This window comes from Candidatus Centipeda massiliensis, assembly GCF_900290285.1.
Classification (GTDB): domain Bacteria; phylum Bacillota; class Negativicutes; order Selenomonadales; family Selenomonadaceae; genus Centipeda; species Centipeda massiliensis.
Window position 1 is genome coordinate 1,164,267 of the sequence record NZ_LT985754.1, and the last position, 22,264, is coordinate 1,186,530.

General features: G+C 53.9%; 13 protein-coding genes, 3 rRNA genes and 1 pseudogene. All 17 read left to right on the forward strand.

Annotated features, from left to right (window positions below; genetic code table 11):
• The first annotated feature begins 214 nt into the window (after positions 1-214).
• Positions 215-1,758 (forward strand): 16S ribosomal RNA (locus C8273_RS05615).
• 435 nt (positions 1,759-2,193) lie between these two features.
• A 23S ribosomal RNA gene (locus C8273_RS05620) occupies positions 2,194-5,124 on the forward strand.
• Between the two features lie 62 nt (positions 5,125-5,186).
• A 5S ribosomal RNA gene (rrf, locus tag C8273_RS05625) occupies positions 5,187-5,303 on the forward strand.
• The 16S, 23S and 5S rRNA genes sit together here, the layout of an rRNA operon.
• A 179-nt stretch (positions 5,304-5,482) precedes the next feature.
• The gene (locus C8273_RS05630) at positions 5,483-6,157 is read left to right on the forward strand and encodes an energy-coupling factor transporter transmembrane component T (protein WP_234343865.1); all 675 of its coding nucleotides are present in this window, start codon (positions 5,483-5,485) and stop codon (positions 6,155-6,157) included.
• 11 nt (positions 6,158-6,168) lie between these two features.
• A complete protein-coding gene (locus tag C8273_RS05635) occupies positions 6,169-7,647 on the forward strand; it encodes an ABC transporter ATP-binding protein (RefSeq protein WP_106626761.1) in 1,479 nt (492 codons plus the stop codon).
• Positions 7,648-7,671: 24 nt separating this feature from the next.
• On the forward strand, positions 7,672-8,259 hold the full coding sequence (locus tag C8273_RS05640) for an MptD family putative ECF transporter S component (RefSeq protein ID WP_106626762.1): 588 nt from the start codon (positions 7,672-7,674) through the stop codon (positions 8,257-8,259).
• Positions 8,260-8,440: 181 nt separating this feature from the next.
• Positions 8,441-13,129 carry a TonB-dependent receptor domain-containing protein gene (locus C8273_RS05645; RefSeq protein ID WP_106626763.1) on the forward strand — a complete coding sequence of 1,563 codons (4,689 nt, stop codon included), beginning with the start codon at positions 8,441-8,443 and terminating at the stop codon, positions 13,127-13,129.
• 218 nt (positions 13,130-13,347) lie between these two features.
• Complete coding sequence (sufC, locus tag C8273_RS05650) at positions 13,348-14,106, forward strand: Fe-S cluster assembly ATPase SufC (RefSeq protein ID WP_106626764.1); 759 nt, start codon at positions 13,348-13,350, stop codon at positions 14,104-14,106.
• Between the two features lie 5 nt (positions 14,107-14,111).
• Positions 14,112-15,530, forward strand: coding sequence for a Fe-S cluster assembly protein SufB (gene sufB / locus C8273_RS05655; RefSeq protein ID WP_106626765.1), 1,419 nt, complete (start codon positions 14,112-14,114; stop codon positions 15,528-15,530).
• The gene (locus C8273_RS05660) at positions 15,530-16,375 is read left to right on the forward strand and encodes a SufB/SufD family protein (RefSeq protein ID WP_106626766.1); all 846 of its coding nucleotides are present in this window, start codon (positions 15,530-15,532) and stop codon (positions 16,373-16,375) included. The genes sufB and C8273_RS05660 overlap by 1 nt, the downstream gene beginning before the upstream one ends.
• Positions 16,359-17,597: a cysteine desulfurase gene (locus C8273_RS05665; protein ID WP_106626767.1), complete on the forward strand. Its 1,239-nt coding sequence runs from the start codon at positions 16,359-16,361 to the stop codon at positions 17,595-17,597. Before C8273_RS05660 ends, C8273_RS05665 begins: the two co-directional genes overlap by 17 nt.
• Entirely contained in the window at positions 17,587-18,039 is a 453-nt protein-coding gene (gene sufU, locus C8273_RS05670) for a Fe-S cluster assembly sulfur transfer protein SufU (RefSeq protein ID WP_106626768.1), read from the forward strand. The genes C8273_RS05665 and sufU overlap by 11 nt, the downstream gene beginning before the upstream one ends.
• A gap of 144 nt (positions 18,040-18,183) precedes the next feature.
• The gene (locus C8273_RS05675; RefSeq protein WP_106626769.1) at positions 18,184-19,179 is read left to right on the forward strand and encodes an ABC transporter substrate-binding protein; all 996 of its coding nucleotides are present in this window, start codon (positions 18,184-18,186) and stop codon (positions 19,177-19,179) included.
• Positions 19,180-19,206: 27 nt separating this feature from the next.
• Positions 19,207-20,199, forward strand: a complete 993-nt coding sequence (locus C8273_RS05680; RefSeq protein ID WP_106626770.1) for an ABC transporter substrate-binding protein — start codon at positions 19,207-19,209, stop codon at positions 20,197-20,199.
• Positions 20,200-20,214: 15 nt separating this feature from the next.
• A pseudogene (locus tag C8273_RS13115) lies at positions 20,215-20,368 on the forward strand (secretion protein HlyD).
• Positions 20,369-20,433: 65 nt separating this feature from the next.
• Positions 20,434-21,315, forward strand: a complete 882-nt coding sequence (locus tag C8273_RS05690; RefSeq protein WP_106626771.1) for an ABC transporter permease — start codon at positions 20,434-20,436, stop codon at positions 21,313-21,315.
• On the forward strand, positions 21,315-22,109 hold the full coding sequence (locus C8273_RS05695; RefSeq protein WP_106626772.1) for an ABC transporter ATP-binding protein: 795 nt from the start codon (positions 21,315-21,317) through the stop codon (positions 22,107-22,109). The genes C8273_RS05690 and C8273_RS05695 overlap by 1 nt, the downstream gene beginning before the upstream one ends.
• Positions 22,110-22,264: the final 155 nt, after the last annotated feature.

A 22,264-nucleotide genomic window follows, 5' to 3' on the forward strand; every position in this document is an offset into this window, starting at 1 on the left:
GCTGTGTTATATTATGACAGTCGCGCCGATGAGGGCAACGAAAGCGGAGAAAAACGCTGAAAGCCTCTGAATGGCGCAGGATGTACCCTGAAAACTACACAATGCAAAACATGTTAGAATTAAATCTAACAAGCCAGATGCAACATCGTTGATGTCAGTCAACGAACACAATTCTTTTACAAGAATGAACTTTTGAGCCAACAGGCTCTTCACATTAGCGGAGAGTTTGATCCTGGCTCAGGACGAACGCTGGCGGCGTGCTTAACACATGCAAGTCGAACGGGATGATTTAGAAGCTTGCTTTTAGAGAATCTAGTGGCAAACGGGTGAGTAACACGTAGACAACCTGCCGACAGGATGGGGACAACATTCCGAAAGGAATGCTAATACCGAATGAAGCGGAGGAGAGGCATCTCTCTTCCGTGAAAGATGGCCTCTGAATATGCTATCACCTGTCGATGGGTCTGCGTCTGATTAGCTAGTTGGTGAGGTAACGGCTCACCAAGGCGACGATCAGTAGCCGGTCTGAGAGGATGAACGGCCACATTGGGACTGAGACACGGCCCAGACTCCTACGGGAGGCAGCAGTGGGGAATCTTCCGCAATGGGCGCAAGCCTGACGGAGCAACGCCGCGTGAGTGAAGAAGGTCTTCGGATCGTAAAGCTCTGTTGATGGGGACGAACGTACGGAGTGCAAATAGTGCTCTGTAATGACGGTACCTATCGAGGAAGCCACGGCTAACTACGTGCCAGCAGCCGCGGTAATACGTAGGTGGCGAGCGTTGTCCGGAATCATTGGGCGTAAAGGGAGCGCAGGCGGGCATGTAAGTCTTTCTTAAAAGTGCGGGGCTCAACCCCGTGATGGGAAAGAAACTATATGTCTTGAGTACAGGAGAGGAAAGCGGAATTCCCAGTGTAGCGGTGAAATGCGTAGATATTGGGAGGAACACCAGTGGCGAAGGCGGCTTTCTGGACTGCAACTGACGCTGAGGCTCGAAAGCCAGGGGAGCGAACGGGATTAGATACCCCGGTAGTCCTGGCCGTAAACGATGGATACTAGGTGTGGGAGGTATCGACCCCTACCGTGCCGGAGTTAACGCAATAAGTATCCCGCCTGGGGAGTACGGTCGCAAGACTGAAACTCAAAGGAATTGACGGGGACCCGCACAAGCGGTGGAGTATGTGGTTTAATTCGAAGCAACGCGAAGAACCTTACCAGGCCTTGACATTGACTGAAAGTGCTAGAGATAGCACCCTCTCTTCGGAGACAGGAAAACAGGTGGTGCATGGCTGTCGTCAGCTCGTGTCGTGAGATGTTGGGTTAAGTCCCGCAACGAGCGCAACCCCTGTTCTTTGTTGCCATCACGTAAAGGTGGGCACTCAAAGGAGACTGCCGCGGAGAACGCGGAGGAAGGCGGGGATGACGTCAAGTCATCATGCCCCTTATGGTCTGGGCTACACACGTACTACAATGGAACGGACAGAGAGCAGCGAACCCGCGAGGGCAAGCGAACCTCAAAAACCGTTTCCCAGTTCGGATTGCAGGCTGCAACTCGCCTGCATGAAGTCGGAATCGCTAGTAATCGCAGGTCAGCATACTGCGGTGAATACGTTCCCGGGTCTTGTACACACCGCCCGTCACACCACGGAAGTCGTTCACACCCGAAGCCGGCGCAGCCGTCTAAGGTGGGGAAGGTGACTGGGGTGAAGTCGTAACAAGGTAGCCGTATCGGAAGGTGCGGCTGGATCACCTCCTTTCTAAGGATTAAGAGAAACCTCACGGTTTGAAATCTTAGGTCGGTCATTTGGCTACGTTTTGCATTGTCTAGTTTTGAGGGCGCATCCAACGCAAGAGATTGCGTAGTTGTGACCTCTTTGTTCACTGAAAACTGCACAGAAGAAACAAGAAAATCTAAAACAAGGGAGACTTTGTGTACTCATGTCATAAAGTTTTCCTCACTGAGGTCTTCTACCGCAAGGTAGAAAGTAACAGAATAGATTTTCCCAAGCAAATTAGGATAAAGCGAAAATACCTTTTATCGCGAGATAAACCGTTCCAATTCGATGTAGGAACGGTGCTCTAGGTGTCATTAAATGCAAGGAGGCGCAAGGAGGCGTAGTAAGCTACGTCGACTGAGCCGACACCGCAGATGATGGCAGATAGAGTGCCGCCCCTGTACGAAGGGACGAGTAAGTCAAGTGAAGAAGGGCATACGGCGGATGCCTAGGCGTTTCGAAACGAAGAAGGACGCGATAAGCTGCGATAAGCCATGACGAGCTGCAAGTAAGCCTTGACTCATGGATTTCCGAATGGGGCAACCCGGCAAGAGTAACGTCTTGTCACTCTACCTTCGAGGTAGAGAGAAAACACCCGATGAACTGAAACATCTAAGTAGTCGGAGGAAAAGAAATCAACGAGATTCCCTGAGTAGCGGCGAGCGAAACGGGAGGAGCCCAAACCAAGAGACTTCGGTTTCTTGGGGTTGCGGACCTGCAACAAACTGGACACTTTAGTGGAAGCATCTGGGAAGGTGCGGCAAAGAGAGTGAGACCCTCGTACACGAAAGAGTGAAAAGCGGGCAGGGATCCAGAGTACCACAGGGCACGAGGAACCCAGTGGGAAGCAGGGTGGACCACCATCCAAGGCTAAATACATCGAAACGACCGATAGCGATGAGTACCGTGAGGGAAAGGTGAAAAGAACCCCGGGAGGGGAGTGCAATAGAACCTGAAACCGTATGTCTACAAACAGTCGGAGCACGATCTATGTGCGACGGCGTGCCTATTGAAGAATGAACCGGCGAGTTAATTTATGCTGCGAGGTTAAGCGGGAGGCGCGGAGCCGAAGCGAAAGCGAGTCTTAAGAGGGCGTCAAGTAGCATGGATTAGACCCGAAACCACAGTGATCTATACATGTCCAGGTTGAAGCTCAGGTAAAAATGAGTGGAGGACCGAACCCGTGCGTGTTGAAAAACGTTGGGATGAGATGTGTATAGGGGTGAAATGCCAATCGAACGTGGAGATAGCTGGTTCTCCCCGAAATAGCTTTAGGGCTAGCCTCAGGCGAATAACCATAGAGACGGTAGAGCACTGATCGGGCAAGGGGGCGTAAAGCCTACCGACCCCAGTCAAACTACGAATGGCTCATATGGGCAGCCTGGGAGTCAGAATGCGAGTGATAAGACCCGTATTCAAGAGGGAAACAGCCCAGACCGCCGGCTAAGGTCCCAAATGCTGTGCTAAGTGGAGAAGGATGTAGGACTTCGAAAACAACCAGGATGTTGGCTCAGAAGCAGCCACCATTAAAAGAGTGCGTAATAGCTCACTGGTCGAGAGGCCCTGCGCCGAAAATATCCGGGGCTAAAGCACAGAACCGAAGCCGCGGCATCGTACTAGGTACGATGGGTAGGGGAGCGTTCCTGTTTGGACGAAGGTAGACCGGAAGGACTGCTGGACGAACAGGAAGTGAGAATGCCGGTATGAGTAGCGAAACGACAGGTGAGAATCCTGTCCACCGAAAGCCTAAGGTATCCCGGGCAACGCTCGTCGTCCCGGGGTTAGTCGGGACCTAAGCCGAGGCGAAAAGCATAGGCGATGGACAACTGGCGAAAATTCCAGTACCGGGCGTCTTCGTTTGAGGATGGAGTGACGCAGGAAGGAAGCTGAGCGCGCGATTGGAAGAGCGCGTCGAAGGCGGTAGGCTTGTATGGAGGCAAATCCCCATACTACAAGGCCGAGAACCGATAGATAGAGTAAGCTACGGCGAACTTGAATTCAGCTGCACTACACTGCCAAGAAAAGCTTCTAACGAGAAGACGTCTGCCCGTACCAAAACCGACACAGGTAGGCGGGGAGAGAATCCTAAGGTGCGCGGGAAAACCCTCGTTAAGGAACTCGGCAAAATGCATCCGTAACTTCGGGAAAAGGATGGCCGTTGATGGTGAAGGTGTTTACCACCGGAGCTGTTGACGGCGGCAGAAAAGAGGCCCAAGCGACTGTTTACCACAAACACAGGTGCCTGCGAAAGCGCAAGCTGAAGTATAGGTGCTGACGCCTGCCCGGTGCAGGAAGGTTAAGGAGAGTTGTTAGTCCTTGAGATGAAGCAGCGAACTGAAGCCCCTGTAAACGGCGGCCGTAACTATAACGGTCCTAAGGTAGCGAAATTCCTTGTCGGGTAAGTTCCGACCCGCACGAAAGGCGTAACGATTTGGGCACTGTCTCAACGAGGGACCCGGTGAAATTGAAATACCTGTGAAGATGCAGGTTACCCGCGACTGGACAGAAAGACCCCATGGAGCTTTACTGCAGCTTGGCATTGGTCTTTGGCATATAACGTACAGGATAGCCGGGAGACTGGGAAGTCATATCGCTAGATGTGATGGAGTCACCGTTGGGATACCGGCCTTTATATGCTAAGGATCTAACCGGAACATTAACAGTGTTCGGGACAGTACCAGGCGGGCAGTTTGACTGGGGCGGTCGCCTCCGAAAGAGCAACGGAGGCGTCCAAAGGTTCCCTCAGCGCGGACAGAAATCGCGCGAAGAGCATAAAGGCAGAAGGGAGCTTGACTGCGAGACTGACGGGTCGAGCAGGTACGAAAGTAGGGCTTAGTGATCCGGTGGAAAGAGAGTGGAATTGCCATCGCTCAACGGATAAAAGCTACCCTGGGGATAACAGGCTAATCTCTCCCAAGAGTCCATATCGACGGGGAGGTTTGGCACCTCGATGTCGGCTCATCACATCCTGGGGCTGAAGCAGGTCCCAAGGGTTGGGCTGTTCGCCCATTAAAGTGGTACGTGAGCTGGGTTCAGAACGTCGTGAGACAGTTCGGTCCATATCCATCGCGGGCGTAAGATACATGAGGGAGGCTGCTCCTAGTACGAGAGGACCGGAGTGGACGGACCAACGGTGTACCAGTTGTCCTGCCAAGGGCATGGCTGGGTAGCTGCGTCCGGAAGGGATAAACGCTGAAAGCATCTAAGCGTGAAGCCTGTCCCGAGATGAAGTATCTCATTCCTATAAGGAAGTAAGACCCCTTGAAGAAGACGAGGTAGATAGGCTGGGTGTGGAAGCACAGCAATGTGTGGAGCTGACCAGCACTAATCGGTCGAGGGCTTGACTTACAAATATTCAATTTGCTTACAGTTTCTTCTGTGAAGTTTTGAGTGGACAACACTCAAGAAGATGCGGTGATGATGCCTGAACGGTTCCACCTGTTCCCATTCCGAACACAGTAGTTAAGCGTTCAAAGGCCGAGGGTACTTCGTTGGAGACGACGTGGGAGAGTAGGTAGTTGCCGCAAAGAAAAGCTCGTGATGATTCACGGGCTTTTTTCTTTTATTCAAAATAAACACCATAGTTGCTATTGAAGAGGAATGCTGATAAAATGAGATCGTTTACGAACAACTTTCCTCTATTATTCACCAAATAGAAGGGGTGACCATACTGACTACATCATCAAAGCCGTTCGATTTTCGGACGATGTTATATCTGAATCTGCTGCTCATGTGCGTTCTGATCTTCTCGGGGCGGCAGGAGGTGCTGATTCTGTCCTTTGTACTCTCGATTTTCGTCTTTGCGACGGTTGGCAGTGCGGCGCAGACGGTGAAGTTTATCCTCGGCTTTCTCGCGCTGCTTGTGCTCCAATATGGGGCGGAGCTGCTGCGCGGCACGGATCTGCCGCGCGGGTTAATCCTCGTGCCGCAGTTGATTGCCTTTATCGCACTGCGCATCTATCCGTTTGTCGTGCTCGGCATCGCGCTCAAGAAGAGCACGAATATCGCGGAGATCACGACGGCGCTCTCGCGTCTGCGTCTGCATCGGGGCATCATTCTCAGCATTGTGGTGATGATCCGCTATCTGCCGGCGATGAAGAACGATTTTCACGTAATTGTGGATGCAATGCGTCTCAAGGGGATTCCTGTGTCGCTCGGCTATGTCGTGCGTCATCCGATGAAGGCGATCGAGTATTTCGTTGTGCCGATGCTGTTTCGCAGTGAGAAGATCACGGAGGAGTTCTCGGGTGCGGCGCTCGTCAAGGGCTATGAGTACAGCGGGACGCGCACGTCCTATTTCGATGTCCGCATGGGCGGCAAGGATTGGGCGATGATCTTCCTTGCGCCGCTTGCCTTTGCGCTCTGTCTTACCGTTGTTTGAGGGTATGCGCTATGATTGAGTTACAGAGTGTAGGCTTTCAATATCAGAACAGGGCGCAGCGGAGCATCAGCGGGAACTCCTGCACGGCAGGGGCGAGCGAGGTGATCGTGATCGCGGGGGAGAGCGGCTGCGGGAAGTCAACGCTCCTGCGCCGCATCAATGGTCTCTGTCCCGGCTTCTACGAGGGCACGACGGAGGGGAAGGTTCTCCTCGCCGGACAGGATGTGCAGAATCTCCGCATTGGGGATATTTCGCGGATTGCGGCGACGGTGTTCCAGAATCCCGACAATCAGTTCTTTACGCTCGATGTGCTGTCCGATCTCGTGTTTGGCTGTGAAAACTTCGGTGTGCCGCGTGATGAGATTGAGCGGCGGCTGCGCTCGGTGGTGGAAATGCTTTCGCTTGAGCGTTTTCTTGGACGGAAATTCTCGGAGCTGTCGGGCGGGGAGAAGCAGAAGATTGCGATTGCCTCGGCACTGATGCTGGAGTGCAGGATTCTGCTGCTGGACGAGCCGTCGGCAAATCTGGACTATCCGTCGATCGCACTTCTCCGCCGTACGATTGAGGAGCTGAAGGAGCGGGGATATACCATCGTGGTGGCGGAGCATCGTCTCTACTATCTGCACGGCGTATGCGACCAACTCATCATTATGGAGCAGGGGACGATTGTGCGCCGCTATCGCGGTGCGGAGATGGACGTGCTTGACAACAAGGCACTGAACGCGTTCGGCATACGCGGCTTTGACCTTTTCCATACGTGTGCGGCGTGTGAGCACACCGCTGCTCCTGCGATGGGCGGTGCAGAGCTGCTGTTACTTGAACATATTTCGTTTGGCTATGTGCGCGGGCAGGATGTCCTGCGCGATGTCTCGCTCTCCGTACGGGCGGGTGACCGTATCGCTCTCCTCGGGCATAACGGCTGCGGCAAGAGTACGCTCGCGAAAATCATCTGCGGGCTGCTGCGGGAGCGGGGCGGTCGTCTCTCTGTCGGCGGGGAGCCCCTTGCCGTACGCAGGCGCTATACGGCGGTCAGCTATGTGATGCAGAATGTGGATTTTCAGATCTTCGGCGCAAGCCTATACAATGATCTCCTGCTCGGCAATGAGGAGGCGGAAGACATTGATGCGCGCATTCGTACGGTGCTTGCGCAGTTCCGTCTGCTGCCGCTGATTGACGAGCATCCCATGCGGCTGTCGATGGGGCAGAAGCAGCGGCTCGTGATTGCCGCCGCCTGTCTTCTGCACAAGCGCATCGGTATTTTCGATGAGCCGACGAGCGGGTTGGACTACGGTAATATGCGGACGGTCTGCACGCTCATTGATGAATTTACGGGGGCGGAGAATGCCGCTATCATCATTACGCATGACTACGAGTTCATCATGAATTCGTGCAACCGTGTCATTCTCCTCGAGGATGGGCGGATTGCAGAGGATTTTGCACTGCGGGATGCAGCCGTGCTGGAGCGGCTCTTCCGTGAACGTATCAGATAACGATACATTGGAGGAAAAAATATAATGAATGCTTGGAAAATCAGCGACTTTGTCCTGATCGGTATACTCTCGGCACTGTACGGCGTGCTCGTGCTGGGCATCGGCGCACTCACCGTGCTGCTCTCGCCCGCGATGCACGCTCTGAGTCCTGCGCTGATCGGCGTGCTGCTCGGTACGGTATTTCTGTTCGTGGTGAAGAAGATTCCGAAGTTCGGAGCGATCACGCTGTTTGCGGCGATCAGCACGGCGCTCTTTGCCGGATTCTCGGGGATGATGTATGTACCATTCGTCGGCTCGGTGACAGCGGTAGCGCTCATCATCGATCTGATCGCTTCGCGGCTCAGCTATCGGATTCCCGTGCTCGCGGCGGGCTACGGGCTGATTCAGGCAGCGTACGTGTTCGGCGGCGCGATCCCGCTCCTCTTCTTCCTCGACCAGGAGCTGATTCGCTGGCAGGAGGCGGACATGGATATGGAGCGGATTCAGAAGTTCGTCGAGCACAGTACGGGCGTATTCCTCGCGGCGGGCATGGGGATTGCCTTTCTCGGGGGCTTCATCGGCATCTATATTGGAAAGCGGATTTTGAGGAAGCATTTTAAGGAAATTGCATAATCGGTGTGCATCTCTCTCGTTTCGACGGGGGAGATTTTTTATTTTAGGACTAGAAATTGAGGAAATAATGTGTATAATATTATAATTATAGTGATAATGAATCTTGTTCCATGATAGAAAGGCGGTCTTTGTGAAGATCAAAGGGAAGTCGGCTCTGGCTTGCGCCGTGTTAATTCATCTGATGATGCCTGTGTCGAGTGTATGGGCGGATGAAAGTCAGGGGAATGGGGTTTCCACGGAAGATATTCATGTGGAAACAGATGCCGCTAAGGAAGAAGCGAAATATGAATCGCAATCGACGACGATCATTACGGCGGAGGATATTGCGAAGAAACAGGCGAAATCGGTTGAGGATATAATTTTCAGCGAAACAGGCATGACTCGTAATGTGGATGCGATGGGACGTGTGACTCTTTCGATTCGCGGGGCAGAACCACGGCATACACTCATCCTCATCGATGGGCATCCCGTCATGGGAGACTTTGCAAAGTACAGCGGACAGGCGGATGAGCTGCAGCGCCTCGGGACGGAAAATGTCGAGCGCATCGAGATCGTTCGCGGTGCGGCGAGTGCGAAGTACGGCGCAGATGCTATTGGCGGCGTTGTCAATATCGTTACGCGCAGAGCTGAGGATGTGCCCGTCCTGCGGTTCAATGCGGAGGCCCTTCGCATCAAGTCGGATGATGGCGCCTTACCCTACAAGAACTTTTTCCTGCGGGCGGACAGTGGCAAACTCGGGAAATTCCAAGGGGCGATCTATGGCAGTAAACGGGATATCATGCCGATCTATAGTGAAAAGATATTCTACAACGGGGTGAATACGAACGGCGCGATTCGGAATTCACTGCGCTATTTTGGCGATATCAAAAATATCGGTTTTTTGGGGACGTATTCATTTGATGACAAACATGCGATTGATTTCTCCGTAGATCGTGCCGATGAGGAGATGGATCGCTTTACGAAGCATTCGGAGGATGCACCGGATCCCGTGGTTCATTACAAGCGAAGCATCAACCGCGATACGTATCGTATGAGTTACTACGGGCATGCGAAAAATACAAACTGGAAGATCGACTTCAATCATGCAAAGATGATGGAGGATGATGTGACGCTGTCTTCTGTCGCGACGTTCTCAAAATACGAGGGAAAGAATACGCTGCGTTATCTGGATCATATTCTGCATAAGGAATGGAATCTCAAGGCAAGTGCTGGGACACAGCTGAATGATCGACATCTGCTGAGCTACGGATTCGGGGTCAGCAAGGAAAGCGGAGAGGGAAGCCGCCTGAAAGGTGCTCGAAATATCCGAACACGATATATTGATCCGTGGGATTACGATAAGAATTTACACAGCGAGGAGGATGGTTCACCTAGCTCGCGCATCAAAGACCATCCGATGTATCTGAACGAGAACGGGATTCCACAGTACGATAAGGAATACGCGCTCTATGGTTACAAGGATGCCGATGGGAAGACACAAGTTCCACCATATACCTTTGAGGACTATGAAAATGGAACTAATGAAGATAAAATTCCAGACTTTGTGGCGGAGCTGCGCAGAGATAATCCAGCCGAGCTCTTCCTCGATGAGGACGGTGATCCTCTGGATGATGATACGATTATGCGTCGGTATTACGGCACATATAACAGGACGCTCACGTGGCACGGCAAGAAATTCGAACAGGAGGAGACGGATCGAAAGAACCGTCAGACCATCGGGCAGGCGGATATCAAGAAACAGCACTTCTTCGTCCAGGATTTCTGGCAGATGGGGAAGGATACGATCTTCATGCCGAGTGTGCGGCTCGACCACAGCAGTCTATTCAGCTCGCATGTCAGCTTTAACATGGGGCTGACACATTCGCTCGGAGGAAATACCAACCGGCGGTTCAAGGCGAATATCGGTACGGGATATACGGAGCCGGGGATGGGGGAACTCTACTATCACTGGGAGATGTATGCTGGTATGCCGTACGATATCGGCGTCGGGAAGCTCGGTTATTACTGGTTCGGCAATCCCAATCTGAAGCCGGAGAAATCGCTTAATTTTGACTTGGGCTTTGAAGCAGAACAGGGAAAGAGTCAGATTCGCATCAATGCATTTCACAATCGAATTCGGGATTATATGACGACGTATTTCACGGGCGAGCTGATGCACTTCCACCCAGAAGCGGATGCGAAGAAGGAGACGTGGATCACGCCGCCCGATATGATCTACAGTTTTAAGAACATCGGAAGGGCGGAGATCACGGGGATTGAGACAGAGCTGTCGCAAAAGATGGATGAACATTTCTCTTGGAAGCTCGGCTATACCTATCTCTATGCGATCAATAAGAGTGATCCCAATATGCCGCGTCAGCTCCTCAATAAACCCCGGCACAAGATTGACATCAGCCTGACCTATGAAAATAAAAAAACGGGATGGCGTGCCTCACTCTGGGGTGACTATTATCTGCGCATGCTCGACAGCAATACCATTGCGAACAATGGGAACTATGTGCATAACGATCTCGGAGACGGCAGTACGCAGTATAATTTTGCAAAGGGCGGGCAGCAGACCTACGAGCGCAAGAGTTTCGGTATATGGAACCTCCTTGTTCAGAAGCAGATCGACAAGGATTCCGTCGTGTATCTGGGGATCGATAATCTGTTCAATCATCGGGACGACGATCAGGCAATGCGGGAGCGCGTATATAAGCTCGGCATCAATCTGAAATTTGATGGCATCTCAGGACGTAGGTCGCTTGCGCGGGAGGCTCTTGCCAAGGCACAAGAAGACGGGGGCATTCTCAGGAATTTTATCACGCCTCCATTTGATACAAAACGCGAAGTGGGCACTACAATCTTTGGAGACTACCGTTTGCGCTACAATTCGTTCACCGGAAAGAACAAGCCCAGTGAGGCACGCGTAACAACACGTTCTAGTATCGGTTCAGCATATAAAAACTATTTGGAGAAGGGAGATCAGGGATTTGAACAGCGTCTTCGTGTCGGTGCGGATATGCGCGTTGGTACAAATACGAATGTCACGCTAATCGGCAGCGCCTCCGGTACAAAAGATGTTGATACGACGCAGGACGTTGGTGCTCCTTCCCTCAAAGAGGCACGTGTTGAAAATGTCGATGTGACGCAGCATGCGAAGGTATGGGATCTCAGCCTCGGACGCCTGACCGAGCCAATGGGGGTAACGGGCTATTGGTTTGGAAAGGAGTATGATGGTGCGCGTGCCGTATGGACGGGGCAACGCAGTCAGGTGCGTGTCGGCTTCGGTGATTTCAGCAAGAGCACGGGGATTTCGGACTCTGCCTATAGCCGTGCGGTGAACGAGGTGTTTCTGCGTCCGCCGACGAAGAAGGAGTGGCTCGGATATGACCGCGATCTTGTCAATGATGAGAACTACAGTGTGCCCAGTGTGCAGACGGCAGGCTTTGAGTCTCTCTATGACAAATTGAGGCGAGCCTCCTCGTTCGAGGAAGAAAAGAGCATCCTAGACTCGTACTTTAATCTGATCGGCCAGGATGATCCAACTGCCTATAACAAGATCAAGCAGGCCGCGCAGTATGAAACAAACAGTCACATCTGGCGTATTGTCACGGCGCGGGATCGGAATGGGAATGTCAAGGGGCGTTATCTGATGACCGATCTCTTTATGACTGTTCCCGGGGGCAGTGATCCATTTGATAAGAACAATCTGCGTACCGCAGGCGAAACTTCGTGGAATACAGTCATGACGCGGAGCGGAGAGAATCCTGAGACATGGCGGCGGTATGTTTCGAGTTCGGCTCTCTTGTCGTCACAGCAGTATACGTTCACTTCGGAGTTCTATGGTTATGGTGTCTATAAGGGGAGCGAAACCCTGCAAGCACTTGGCAGTGGAACCACGTATAATGGAAAGAACTATGCGGGGATTCCGCTGGAGAAGTTTAATCCTGCAGATTTTCAGACGATAACGCAGGCGGAGGCCAAGGAGAAGGCACTCTCATCCTTGTACGAAAAAAGTTCTGCGCTGGAACCGCTCTATAAGAAAATGTCGAATGGAGACAATGCAATCGGCTACCGTCGTGCATCGCTCTCGCCTGTTGCGCAGCGCATCCTCGCGCTTGCGGCATCGGATAACTATTGGAGGCCCGAGGAAAACAGCAAATTGCCGCTCCATCTGCTCGCCCGTGCAGGATACCTCTTCCCACAGCTTGGCGTTGTCCTCCATACGGATCAGATTCCTGCGCTCAAGCGAGCAATCTTCGTGCAGGCACGACATGAGGTGACGCCTCAGGTCGGTATTGCTGCATGGTATCTGCGCTCGGTCGGCGGTAATTCGCATCGCTTCCTGACGGCGAATGGGACAGGGAATGATGTCGATGTCTTTGATACGACGGCGAATGTGATTGGAATCGGTGCAAAGTGGCAGCTTGGGAAGAATCTTGCACTTTCGGTTGACTATGGGCAGAACCGCAGCGCTTTTGGCCGCTATATGAACGGAGCTACACGATGGGCGCATACAGCGGGGACTTCGGCATTTACGCCGCAGGGACGTGCGTATGGCGGCACGCCTACGTTTCGTGTGCTGCGTCTCGACGTAGGCCGCGCGGATATGGATGCAGCAGGCAGCTGGAATGCCTTTGTCGACTACAAGGCGTTCGAGCATGGTTCTTTCTTTGGCGGCAATGGAACGGAAGCTCTGCCGGATCGCTATCTTGACGGTATTCGAAGCTTTACGGTCGGAGCAGGATATGTGCCTGTAGAGAATTTGCTTGTCGAGACATTCTATACCTTCGGTGCGAAGGGGCTTCATGCGCGTGACACATTGTATGGGGCAGAGAACTTCAAGCTCGGAAACTATACGCGTGTGCAGGTGACCTATCGATTCTGAGGAAATCGGAACAATATGATAGAGGGACTGTTGTAAGGAGAATATAGCTCCTGCAACAGTCCTTTTTTTGTGAAAAGGAATCTCAATTATTTGTTTTGTTTATAGATCGTGTCTTAGCTTATTGACTTTTTATATGAAAGCAAATACAATGATGAAAATATCAATCCCGAGTATTTTTGTAAGGATTAAACCATAGATTATTTTAAGGAGAGTTTACCATGGCAGATGTATTGCTGCAGATAAAGGATCTTCACGCGGGTGTGGAGGGCAAGGAGATTCTGAAGGGGTTGGATCTCACGATCCGCAAGGGTGAGGTGCACGTCATTTTAGGGCCGAACGGCTCGGGCAAGTCGACGCTGATGAATGTCATCATGGGGCACCCAAAGTATGAGATGACGGGCGGCAGTCTCGTCCTCGAAGGGGAGGATATCGGCGAGCTGCGCGCGTTCGAGCGTGCGCGTCGTGGTCTTTTCCTCGCATTTCAGTCGCCGGAGGAGATTCCCGGCATTACGGTGGAGAATATGATTCGCACAGCGCGTCAGATGATGACGGGCGAGAAGGTGAAGCTCATGCCATTCCGCAAGGAGCTGAATGCGATGATGGCGGAGCTGAAGATCGACCCGAGCTATGCACAGCGCTATCTGAATGTTGGTTTCTCGGGTGGTGAGAAGAAGCGCAGCGAGGTGCTGCAGCTGCTTATGCTTCGTCCAAAGTTGGCACTGCTCGATGAGACGGATTCGGGTCTCGATGTGGACGCCGTGCAGATTGTGTCCGAGGGCGTTGCGCGGTTCCACACAGCGGAAAACTCATGTCTTATCATCACGCATAACGCGCGCATTCTTGATAAGCTGAAGGTGGACTATGTGCATGTGCTTGCACAGGGAAAGATCGTGCGTGAGGGTGGCGCGGAACTCGTTCAGCAGATCAACGATGAGGGGTTTGCCCGCATCCTTGCAGATCAGGATAAAGTGGGGTGAGCCGAATGGAGGACTTCACGTCAAAGAAAAAGACGCAGGTCGCCGACATTGAGCGGACAATTTACGATATTACGAATGAGGATCGCTCGGCATATAAGTCGCAGTCGGGGCTGACGGAGGAGATCATCCGCGACATTTCGGCACGCAAGAACGATCCGGAGTGGATGCTGAATTTTCGTCTGAAATCGCTGGATGTGTACCATGCAACGCCGATGCCAGCATGGGGACCGGATCTCTCCGCTCTGAATATGGACGATATCGTGACTTACGTGCGCCCCGATGCGAAGATGGTCGGGGACTGGAATGAGGTGCCCGAGGACATCAAGGACACGTTCGACCGTCTGGGCATTCCCGAGGCGGAAAAAACGTCGCTCGCGGGTGTCGGTGCCCAGTATGACTCCGAGGTGGTCTATCACTCGATCCAGGAGTCGCTCGTGGAGCAGGGCGTTGTGTATACGGATATGGAAACGGCGCTGCAGGAGTACGGTGATATTGTTCAGCAGTATTTTATGACGCTCGTGCCGCCAAAGGCGCATAAGTTTGCCGCGCTGCACGGTGCGGTCTGGTCGGGCGGCTCGTTCGTCTATGTGCCCGAGGGGGTCAAGGTGGACATTCCGCTGCAGTCCTATTTCCGTCTGAATGCGGCAGGAGCAGGGCAGTTTGAGCATACGCTCATCATTGTGGAGAAGGGTGCGAGCCTGCATTTCATCGAGGGGTGTTCTGCGCCGAAATACAATGTGACGAACCTCCATGCGGGTTGTGTCGAGCTGTTCGTCAAGGAGGGGGCGCGGCTGCGCTACTCGACGATCGAGAACTGGTCGCGCAATATGATGAACCTCAACACGAAGCGCGTGAAGGTGGAGAAGGACGGTGCGGTCGAGTGGGTCTCCGGCTCGTTCGGCTCGCATGTTTCCATGCTCTATCCGACGAGCATTCTGCACGGGGAGAATGCGACCTGTGAGTTCACGGGTGTTACGTTCGCCTCGAAGGGGCAGGAGCTGGACACGGGCGCAACGGTGATCTTTGATGCGCCGAATACGTCGGCGAATATCAGCACGCGCTCAATCTCGAAGTCGGGCGGTGTCGCAATTTACCGCAGCGGTGTCAAGGTGACGCCGCGTGCGGTCGGGGCAAAGTGCTCGGTCAACTGCGAGTCGCTGATGCTGGATGCAGAGTCGCGCAGCGATACGCTGCCCGTGATGGATGTTGCGTGTGACGCGGTGGACATCGGACATGAGGCAAAGATTGGGCGCATCAGCGATGAGGCGATCTTCTATCTGATGAGCCGAGGCATTGACGAGGAGGAAGCGCGCGCGATGATTGTGCGCGGCTTTGTCGAGCCGATTGCGAAGGAGCTGCCGCTTGAGTACGCAGTTGAGATGAACAATTTGGTTAATATCGAACTGGAAGGAACGATGGGGTGATGGCAATGCAGGACGTATTCAGCCGTATCCCCATGCCAACGTGGCGCTGGCTCGGGGTGAACGATCTTCCCATGCCTGCGGGGCTTGCGGATACAAAGAAGGAGATTCGTCTCTCGGCAGTGACGGGAGAGAAGGTGCAGCATGTTGTAGAGCTGCGCGAAAATGGAGCACAGGAGATCTCTGTGGAGGTCGCTGAGGGAGCGGAGTTTGCGCTGACCTACATTCAGTTTGCGCCGACCGATGCACCTGCAGCGAGCCATATTCATGCGCGTGTGGCGCGTGGAGGCTTGTTCTCCTGCACACTCATCGAGGCGGGCGCTGCGCATACGGCGTCGGAGCTGCACGTGACACTTGCGGGGGATGAGGCGCGTGCAGATGTCTGGGGACTTTACTTCGGCGATGAGGCGCGTAAAATTGACCTCAACTATGTAATCCGTCAGGAGGGACGGCGGACAGATGCGAATATGCAGGTGCGCGGTGCTCTGCTGGATCATAGTGTCAAGACGTTCCGCGGGACGCTGGACTTCATTCAGGGGGCACGCGGCTCGGTCGGCAAGGAGGATGAGGAGGTAATGCTTTTCTCGCCTCATGTGCGCAACCGCAGTGTGCCGCTTATGCTCTCGCACGAGGGCGATGTGGACGGGCATCATGCGGTCAGCATTGGACGTATGGACGAGGACAAGCTTTTCTATCTGATGAGCCGAGGACTTGATGAGCGTGCGGCACAGCAGCTGATTGTAGAGGCATCCTTTGAGCCGGTACTGGCTCGTATCGAGCAGGAAGAGCTGCGTACGGAGATCAAGGATTATCTGGAGAGGAGACTTTTGGGTGGAGCGGAGGAATAATGAGTATCTGCGGGATTTCCCAATCCTGCAGACGAAGATGAACGGGCGTCCCATTGTCTACCTTGACAATGGTGCAACGACGCAGAAGCCGGAGGCGGTCATCAAGGCGGTCGCCGACTACTGCACCTACTGCAATGCAAACCCACACAGGGGCGCGTATGAGCTGTCGATGAAGGCGACGGACATCTATGAGACAGCGCGTGTACGGACGCAGCAGTTCATCGGTGCAGCGCGTCCCGAGGAGATCATCTTCACGAAGAATGCGACGGAGGCACTCAACCTTATCGCATACAGCTACGGACGCACCAACATTCGTGAGGGCGACGAGATTGTCATTACGATCTCGGAGCATCACAGCAACATCGTGCCGTGGCAGTTCGTCGCAAAGGCGCGCGGCGCAACGCTCAAGTATATCTATCTCGCGGAGGACGGCAACCTCTCGGCGGAGGATATTGCGGCGCAGATCACGGAAAAGACGAAGATCGTGGCAGTGACACATGTATCGAATGTGCTCGGCTTGGTAAACGATGTGCGTACGATTGCCGACCGCGCTCATGCGGTTGGAGCGGTTATCGCCGTGGACGGCTCGCAGAGCGTGCCGCACATTGCGGTGGATGTGCAGGCGATGGATGCGGACTTCTTCGCATTCTCGGGACACAAGATGCTCTCGCCGATGGGGATTGGCGTGCTCTATGGGAAATACAATATCCTTGATGCGATGCCGCCGTTCCTCTTCGGTGGGGATATGATCGACTATGTCGGCGAGCAGGATACAACATACGCGGAACTGCCGGCGAAGTTCGAGGCGGGGACGCAGAATGTCAGCGGGGCATCGGGTCTGATTGCGGCGATTGACTATCTTGAAAAGGTCGGGTTTGACCGCATTGAGCGGATCGAGCGCGATCTCATTTCCTACGCACTGCCGAAGCTGCGTGAACTGCCGTTTGTGGAGCTTTACGGCTGCGACAGCACGCAGGACAATAAGACGGGGATCATCACGTTCAATGTGAAGGATGTGCACCCGCACGATGTTTCGACGATTCTCGACAGCTATGGGGTTGCGATCCGCGCGGGGCACCACTGTGCACAGCCCTTGATGCGCTATCTTGGGCAGAATGCGACCTGCCGCGCGAGCTTCTACCTCTACAACACACATGAGGACATCGACCAGTTCATTGAGGCTCTGACAAAGGTACGGGGGGTGCTCGGCTATGGCGATTGAGAATGCGGCACTCGGCGATCTCTATACGGAGGTCATCGGCGAGCACAGCCGCTTGCCCGAGAACAAGGGGGCGCTCGCCTCGGCGACGGTTCGTGAGCGTGGACATAATCCAAGCTGCGGCGATGAGATCACGCTCGAACTTGAGATTGCAGATGGTATCATAAAGGATGGCGGATTTACGGGCGTCGGCTGTGCAATCTCACAGGCGAGTACGGACATCATGATCGACCTGATGCGCGGCAAGACGGTCGAGGAGGCACATCGGCTTGCACAGCTCTTTACCTCGATGATTAAGCGCGAGGTGACGGATGATGCCGCACTTGAGGAACTGGATGAGGCAGTGGCACTGAAGAACATCTCCAATATGCCGGCGCGTGTGAAATGCGCGGTGCTCGCATGGCATACCCTTGAGGATGTGTTGAAAGAAGGACAAACGTCATAAACTGTGGGACTGCTTTGGGAAGTTTTCACTTCTCAGAGCAGTCCTTTCGCATTTTTCGTTGTATGAATACTAGCTTTTTTGTGCGTGTCCATGTATAATAAATCAGTATTGTAAACTTACAACAATAGTAAAGGTGGGAATTCGATGCGGATGACAACGACAATGAAAGCCATCGCTCTTGGCATCGCGGCGCTCGGACTCGGCATGATGGCGGGCTGCGGCGGCAATCAGCAGGCAAGTGGTGAGAAGTCGTATAAGATCGGCATTGTCCAGCTGGTCGAGCACAATGCTCTCGATGCGGCGAATCGTGGGTTCGTGGATGGACTCAAGGCGCGCGGCTACGAGGAAGGCAAGAACCTCACGATCGACCGCCAGAATGCACAGGCGGATCAGTCGAACCTGCAGAACATTGCACAGCGCTTTGTCAGCGACAAGGTGGATCTCATCTGTGCGATTGCGACTCCGGCGGCGCAGTCGGTGGCAAATGCGACGAAGGACATCCCCATCGTTGGTACGGCAATCACGGACTATGTGAGCGCGAAGCTTGCGCAGACGAACGAGAAGCCGGGCGGGAACATCACGGGGACGAGCGACCTCAACCCGATCAAGGAGCAGATCGATCTGCTCTTCAAGCTCTATCCGAATGCAAAGACCATCGGCACAATCTATTCCTCCAGTGAGGTCAACTCCGAGATCCAGATCAAGGCGATGACGGAGTACGCTGAGTCGAAGGGGCTGAAGGTGCGTGCGGCAACGGTTTCGACGGTCAATGACATCCCACAGGCGGCACAGAGCCTCGTGAGTGATGTGGATGTATTCTATGAGCCGACGGACAATGTCATCTCTTCCTCGATTCCGACTCTCGTGGGCGTGACGGACGCAGCGGGGAAGGCGGTGATCTGCGCGGAGCCGTTTATGGTGACGGGCGGCTGCCTTGCGACCTACGGCATCGACTACTACAAGCTCGGCGTTCAGACGGGCGATATGGCGGCGGATATCCTGGAGGGCAAGAAAAAGCCGGCAGATATGCCGATTGAGACGGCGCGTGACCTGACGCTCGTCATCAGCAAGGGCAATGCGGCGAAGCTGGGGCTGACAATCCCCGAAGATGTGCTGAAAGATGCAACCCTTGTGGACTGATATGGATATAGAAAAGGTGGGGATTCGATGCGGATGACAAAGCTCGTAAAATGTGCTGCTCTTGGCATCGCCACCCTCGGGATTCTGGCATTGGCAGGATGTGGGCAGCAGGCGGCGAAGGGCGAGAAAACATACAAGGTCGGGATTGTTCAGCTCGTGGAGCACAGCTCGCTCGACGATGCGAATCGTGGATTTGTGGACGGGCTGAAAGAACGCGGCTATGAGGAGGGGAAGAACCTGACGATTGACCGCCAGAACGCCCAGGCGGATCAGTCGAATCTCCAGAACATTGTGCAGCGCTTTATCAGTGACAAGGTGGATCTCATCTGCGCGATTGCAACGCCTGCTGTGCAGTCGGCGGCGAACGCGACGAAGGATATCCCCATCGTCGGAACAGCGGTGACGGACTATGTGAGCGCAAAGGTGGTAAAGTCGAACGACGTTCCGGGTGGAAATGTCACGGGGACAAGTGATCTCACGCCGATTGCCGAGCAGATTGACCTTCTTATGAAGCTCTATCCGAATGCAAAGACGATTGGCACGATCTACTCCTCCAGTGAGGTCAACTCTGAGATTCAGGTCAAGGCAATGAAGGAATACGCTGAGTCGAAGGGTCTGACCGTGCGCGTTGCGACCATTTCGACGGTCAATGATATCCAGCAGGCAGCCCAGAGTATCATCAATGATGTGGATGTGTTCTACGAGCCAACGGACAATGTGATCGCATCAGCGATGCCGACGCTCACGAGTGTTACCGATCCGGCGGGCAAAGGCGTGATTTGCAGCTATGTCGGCGGCGTTACCGCCGGTGCCCTTGCAACGAAGGGGATTGACTACTACAAGCTCGGCGTTCAGACAGGCAACATGGCGGCAGACATCATCGAGGGCAAGAAAAAGCCGGCGGATATGAAGATCGAGACGGCGCACGATCTGACGGTCGTCATCAACAAGAAGAATGCGGAGAAAATCGGTCTGACGATTCCTGCCGATGTACTAAACGGCGCGACGATTGTGCAGTAAGGAATCGCTGATAAAATGAAGTCCGTCAGATTGGCGTAGATTTTTTCGTCCGAACAAGGAGGCAAACCGGACGCATAGCAGGGGCTATGTGGAGGATTTGCCGACACAGTACGGGCAAAAAAGATGCGTCAAGATGGCGTGGCTGAATTTATCAGTGCTTCCTAAGTAAGACGAACACAGCGGAGCGGGCACGCAGCGTGTCCGCTTTTTTTCGGACTAATAGGGAGTGACGTTATGGATCTCGTCATTGCGACGGCGGCACAGGGAGTTCTTTGGGGACTCTATGCGCTCGGTGTCTATCTGACTTATCGTGTTTTGGACATTGCTGATCTGACGGTTGAGGGCAGCTTCCCATTGGGCGCCGCCGTTTCTGCCGCGATGCTCATAGCAGGGCATACGCCGCTTACGGCAATTCTTGTTGCCTGTGCGGCAGGCTGTGTCTCGGGTGTCGTTACGGGATTTTTCTGTACGAAACTCAAGATTCCCGCGCTGCTCGCCGGGATCCTGACGATGATTGGACTCTATTCCATCAATCTGCGTGTCATGGGCAAGGCGAACCTCCCTCTTCTCCAACAGGAAACGCTTTTTACCGAATGGAATATATGGGGGCTGGATACCGCGACAAATATTTTGCTCATCGGTACGGTTGTGGTTGTTATCGCCATTCTCCTCACCTATTGGTTCTTCGGCACGGAGCTGGGTATGGCGATTCGCGCAACGGGTGCAAACCCGCACATGATCCGCGCAAATGGTGTGAATACAGATGTGATGATCGTCCTCGGGCTGCTTCTCTCAAACGGCATGGTTGCGATCTGCGGCGCGCTCGTCGCACAGAGCAACGGCTTTGCGGATGTTGGCATGGGGACGGGCACGATTGTTATCGGCCTTGCGTCCGTCATCATCGGCGAGGTACTGTTCGGCACGCGCAGCTTTAAGAACTGGCTGATCTCCGTCGTGCTCGGCTCCGTCGTCTACCGTGCAGTCATTGCAATCGTGCTGCAGCTCGGCATGCCGCCCAATGACCTCAAGCTCTTTACTGCAATTCTCGTGGCGATTGCACTCTCGCTGCCTCTGATACAGTCGAAGTATCACGCGATGAAGAAGGGGGCAGAGTAATGCTGCACATAGAGGATATCAGAAAGACGTTCAATCCGGGAACGATCACGGAGAAAAAGGCTCTCTCGGGCATTACCCTCCACCTGAACCCCGGCGACTTCGTCACGGTGATCGGCGGCAACGGCGCGGGCAAGTCCACGCTGATGAATGCGATTGCGGGCGCGATCTCCGTGGATACGGGGAAGATCTCGATTGCGGGTGAGGACATTACAAAGTGGCCGGAGCACCGCCGCGCAAAGTTCATCGGGCGCGTCTTTCAAGACCCGATGATGGGGACGGCGGCGCGCATGATGATCGAGGAGAACCTTGCGATTGCAGCGCGCCGCGGTGAGACGCCGACGCTGCGCTGGGGGTCGACGAGCGAGATGCGCGATGTGTTCCGTGAAAAGCTGGCACGTCTCAAACTCGGTCTTGAAAAGCGCCTCTCCTCGCGTGTGGGGCTGCTCTCGGGCGGACAGCGGCAGGCGCTGACACTGCTTATGGCGACGCTTGTGAAGCCGAATCTCCTGCTGCTTGATGAGCATACGGCGGCGCTCGATCCGAAGACGGCGGCAAAGGTGCTCGAGCTGACGCAGCAGATCGTTTCGGAGGATCAGCTCACAACGCTCATGATTACGCATAACATGAAGGATGCACTCCGCTACGGCAACCGCCTCATCATGCTGCACGAAGGGCGCATCCTCTTCGATGTGCCGCAGGAGAAAAAGCAGGGACTCACAACGCGCGACCTCCTCTCCATGTTCGAGCAGGCGGCGGGCAGTGAACTTGCTAATGATAGTCTACTCCTTAGCTAATCGAACATTAACACCCTTCACAAGGCTTTCTAAGTCGATTCCGTTATATTATTCACGAAAGCAAGAGATACTAAGAATGCAGATATGCTTTCATACTCTCTGACTTTCGGTGCGTATTCTGCGGCCTTCCCTTCCGCGGAATTCACATACATTCC

Coding starts and splice junctions, on each gene's coding strand:
- C8273_RS05630 (WP_234343865.1), top strand. CDS start 5,483: ATGTTATATCTGAATCTGCTGCTCATGTGCGTTCTGATCTTCTCGGGG.
- C8273_RS05635 (WP_106626761.1), top strand. CDS start 6,169: ATGATTGAGTTACAGAGTGTAGGCTTTCAATATCAGAACAGGGCGCAG.
- C8273_RS05640 (WP_106626762.1), top strand. CDS start 7,672: ATGAATGCTTGGAAAATCAGCGACTTTGTCCTGATCGGTATACTCTCG.
- C8273_RS05645 (WP_106626763.1), top strand. CDS start 8,441: ATGATGCCTGTGTCGAGTGTATGGGCGGATGAAAGTCAGGGGAATGGG.
- sufC (WP_106626764.1), top strand. CDS start 13,348: ATGGCAGATGTATTGCTGCAGATAAAGGATCTTCACGCGGGTGTGGAG.
- sufB (WP_106626765.1), top strand. CDS start 14,112: ATGGAGGACTTCACGTCAAAGAAAAAGACGCAGGTCGCCGACATTGAG.
- C8273_RS05660 (WP_106626766.1), top strand. CDS start 15,530: ATGGCAATGCAGGACGTATTCAGCCGTATCCCCATGCCAACGTGGCGC.
- sufU (WP_106626768.1), top strand. CDS start 17,587: ATGGCGATTGAGAATGCGGCACTCGGCGATCTCTATACGGAGGTCATC.
- C8273_RS05675 (WP_106626769.1), top strand. CDS start 18,184: ATGCGGATGACAACGACAATGAAAGCCATCGCTCTTGGCATCGCGGCG.
- C8273_RS05680 (WP_106626770.1), top strand. CDS start 19,207: ATGCGGATGACAAAGCTCGTAAAATGTGCTGCTCTTGGCATCGCCACC.
- C8273_RS05690 (WP_106626771.1), top strand. CDS start 20,434: ATGGATCTCGTCATTGCGACGGCGGCACAGGGAGTTCTTTGGGGACTC.
- C8273_RS05695 (WP_106626772.1), top strand. CDS start 21,315: ATGCTGCACATAGAGGATATCAGAAAGACGTTCAATCCGGGAACGATC.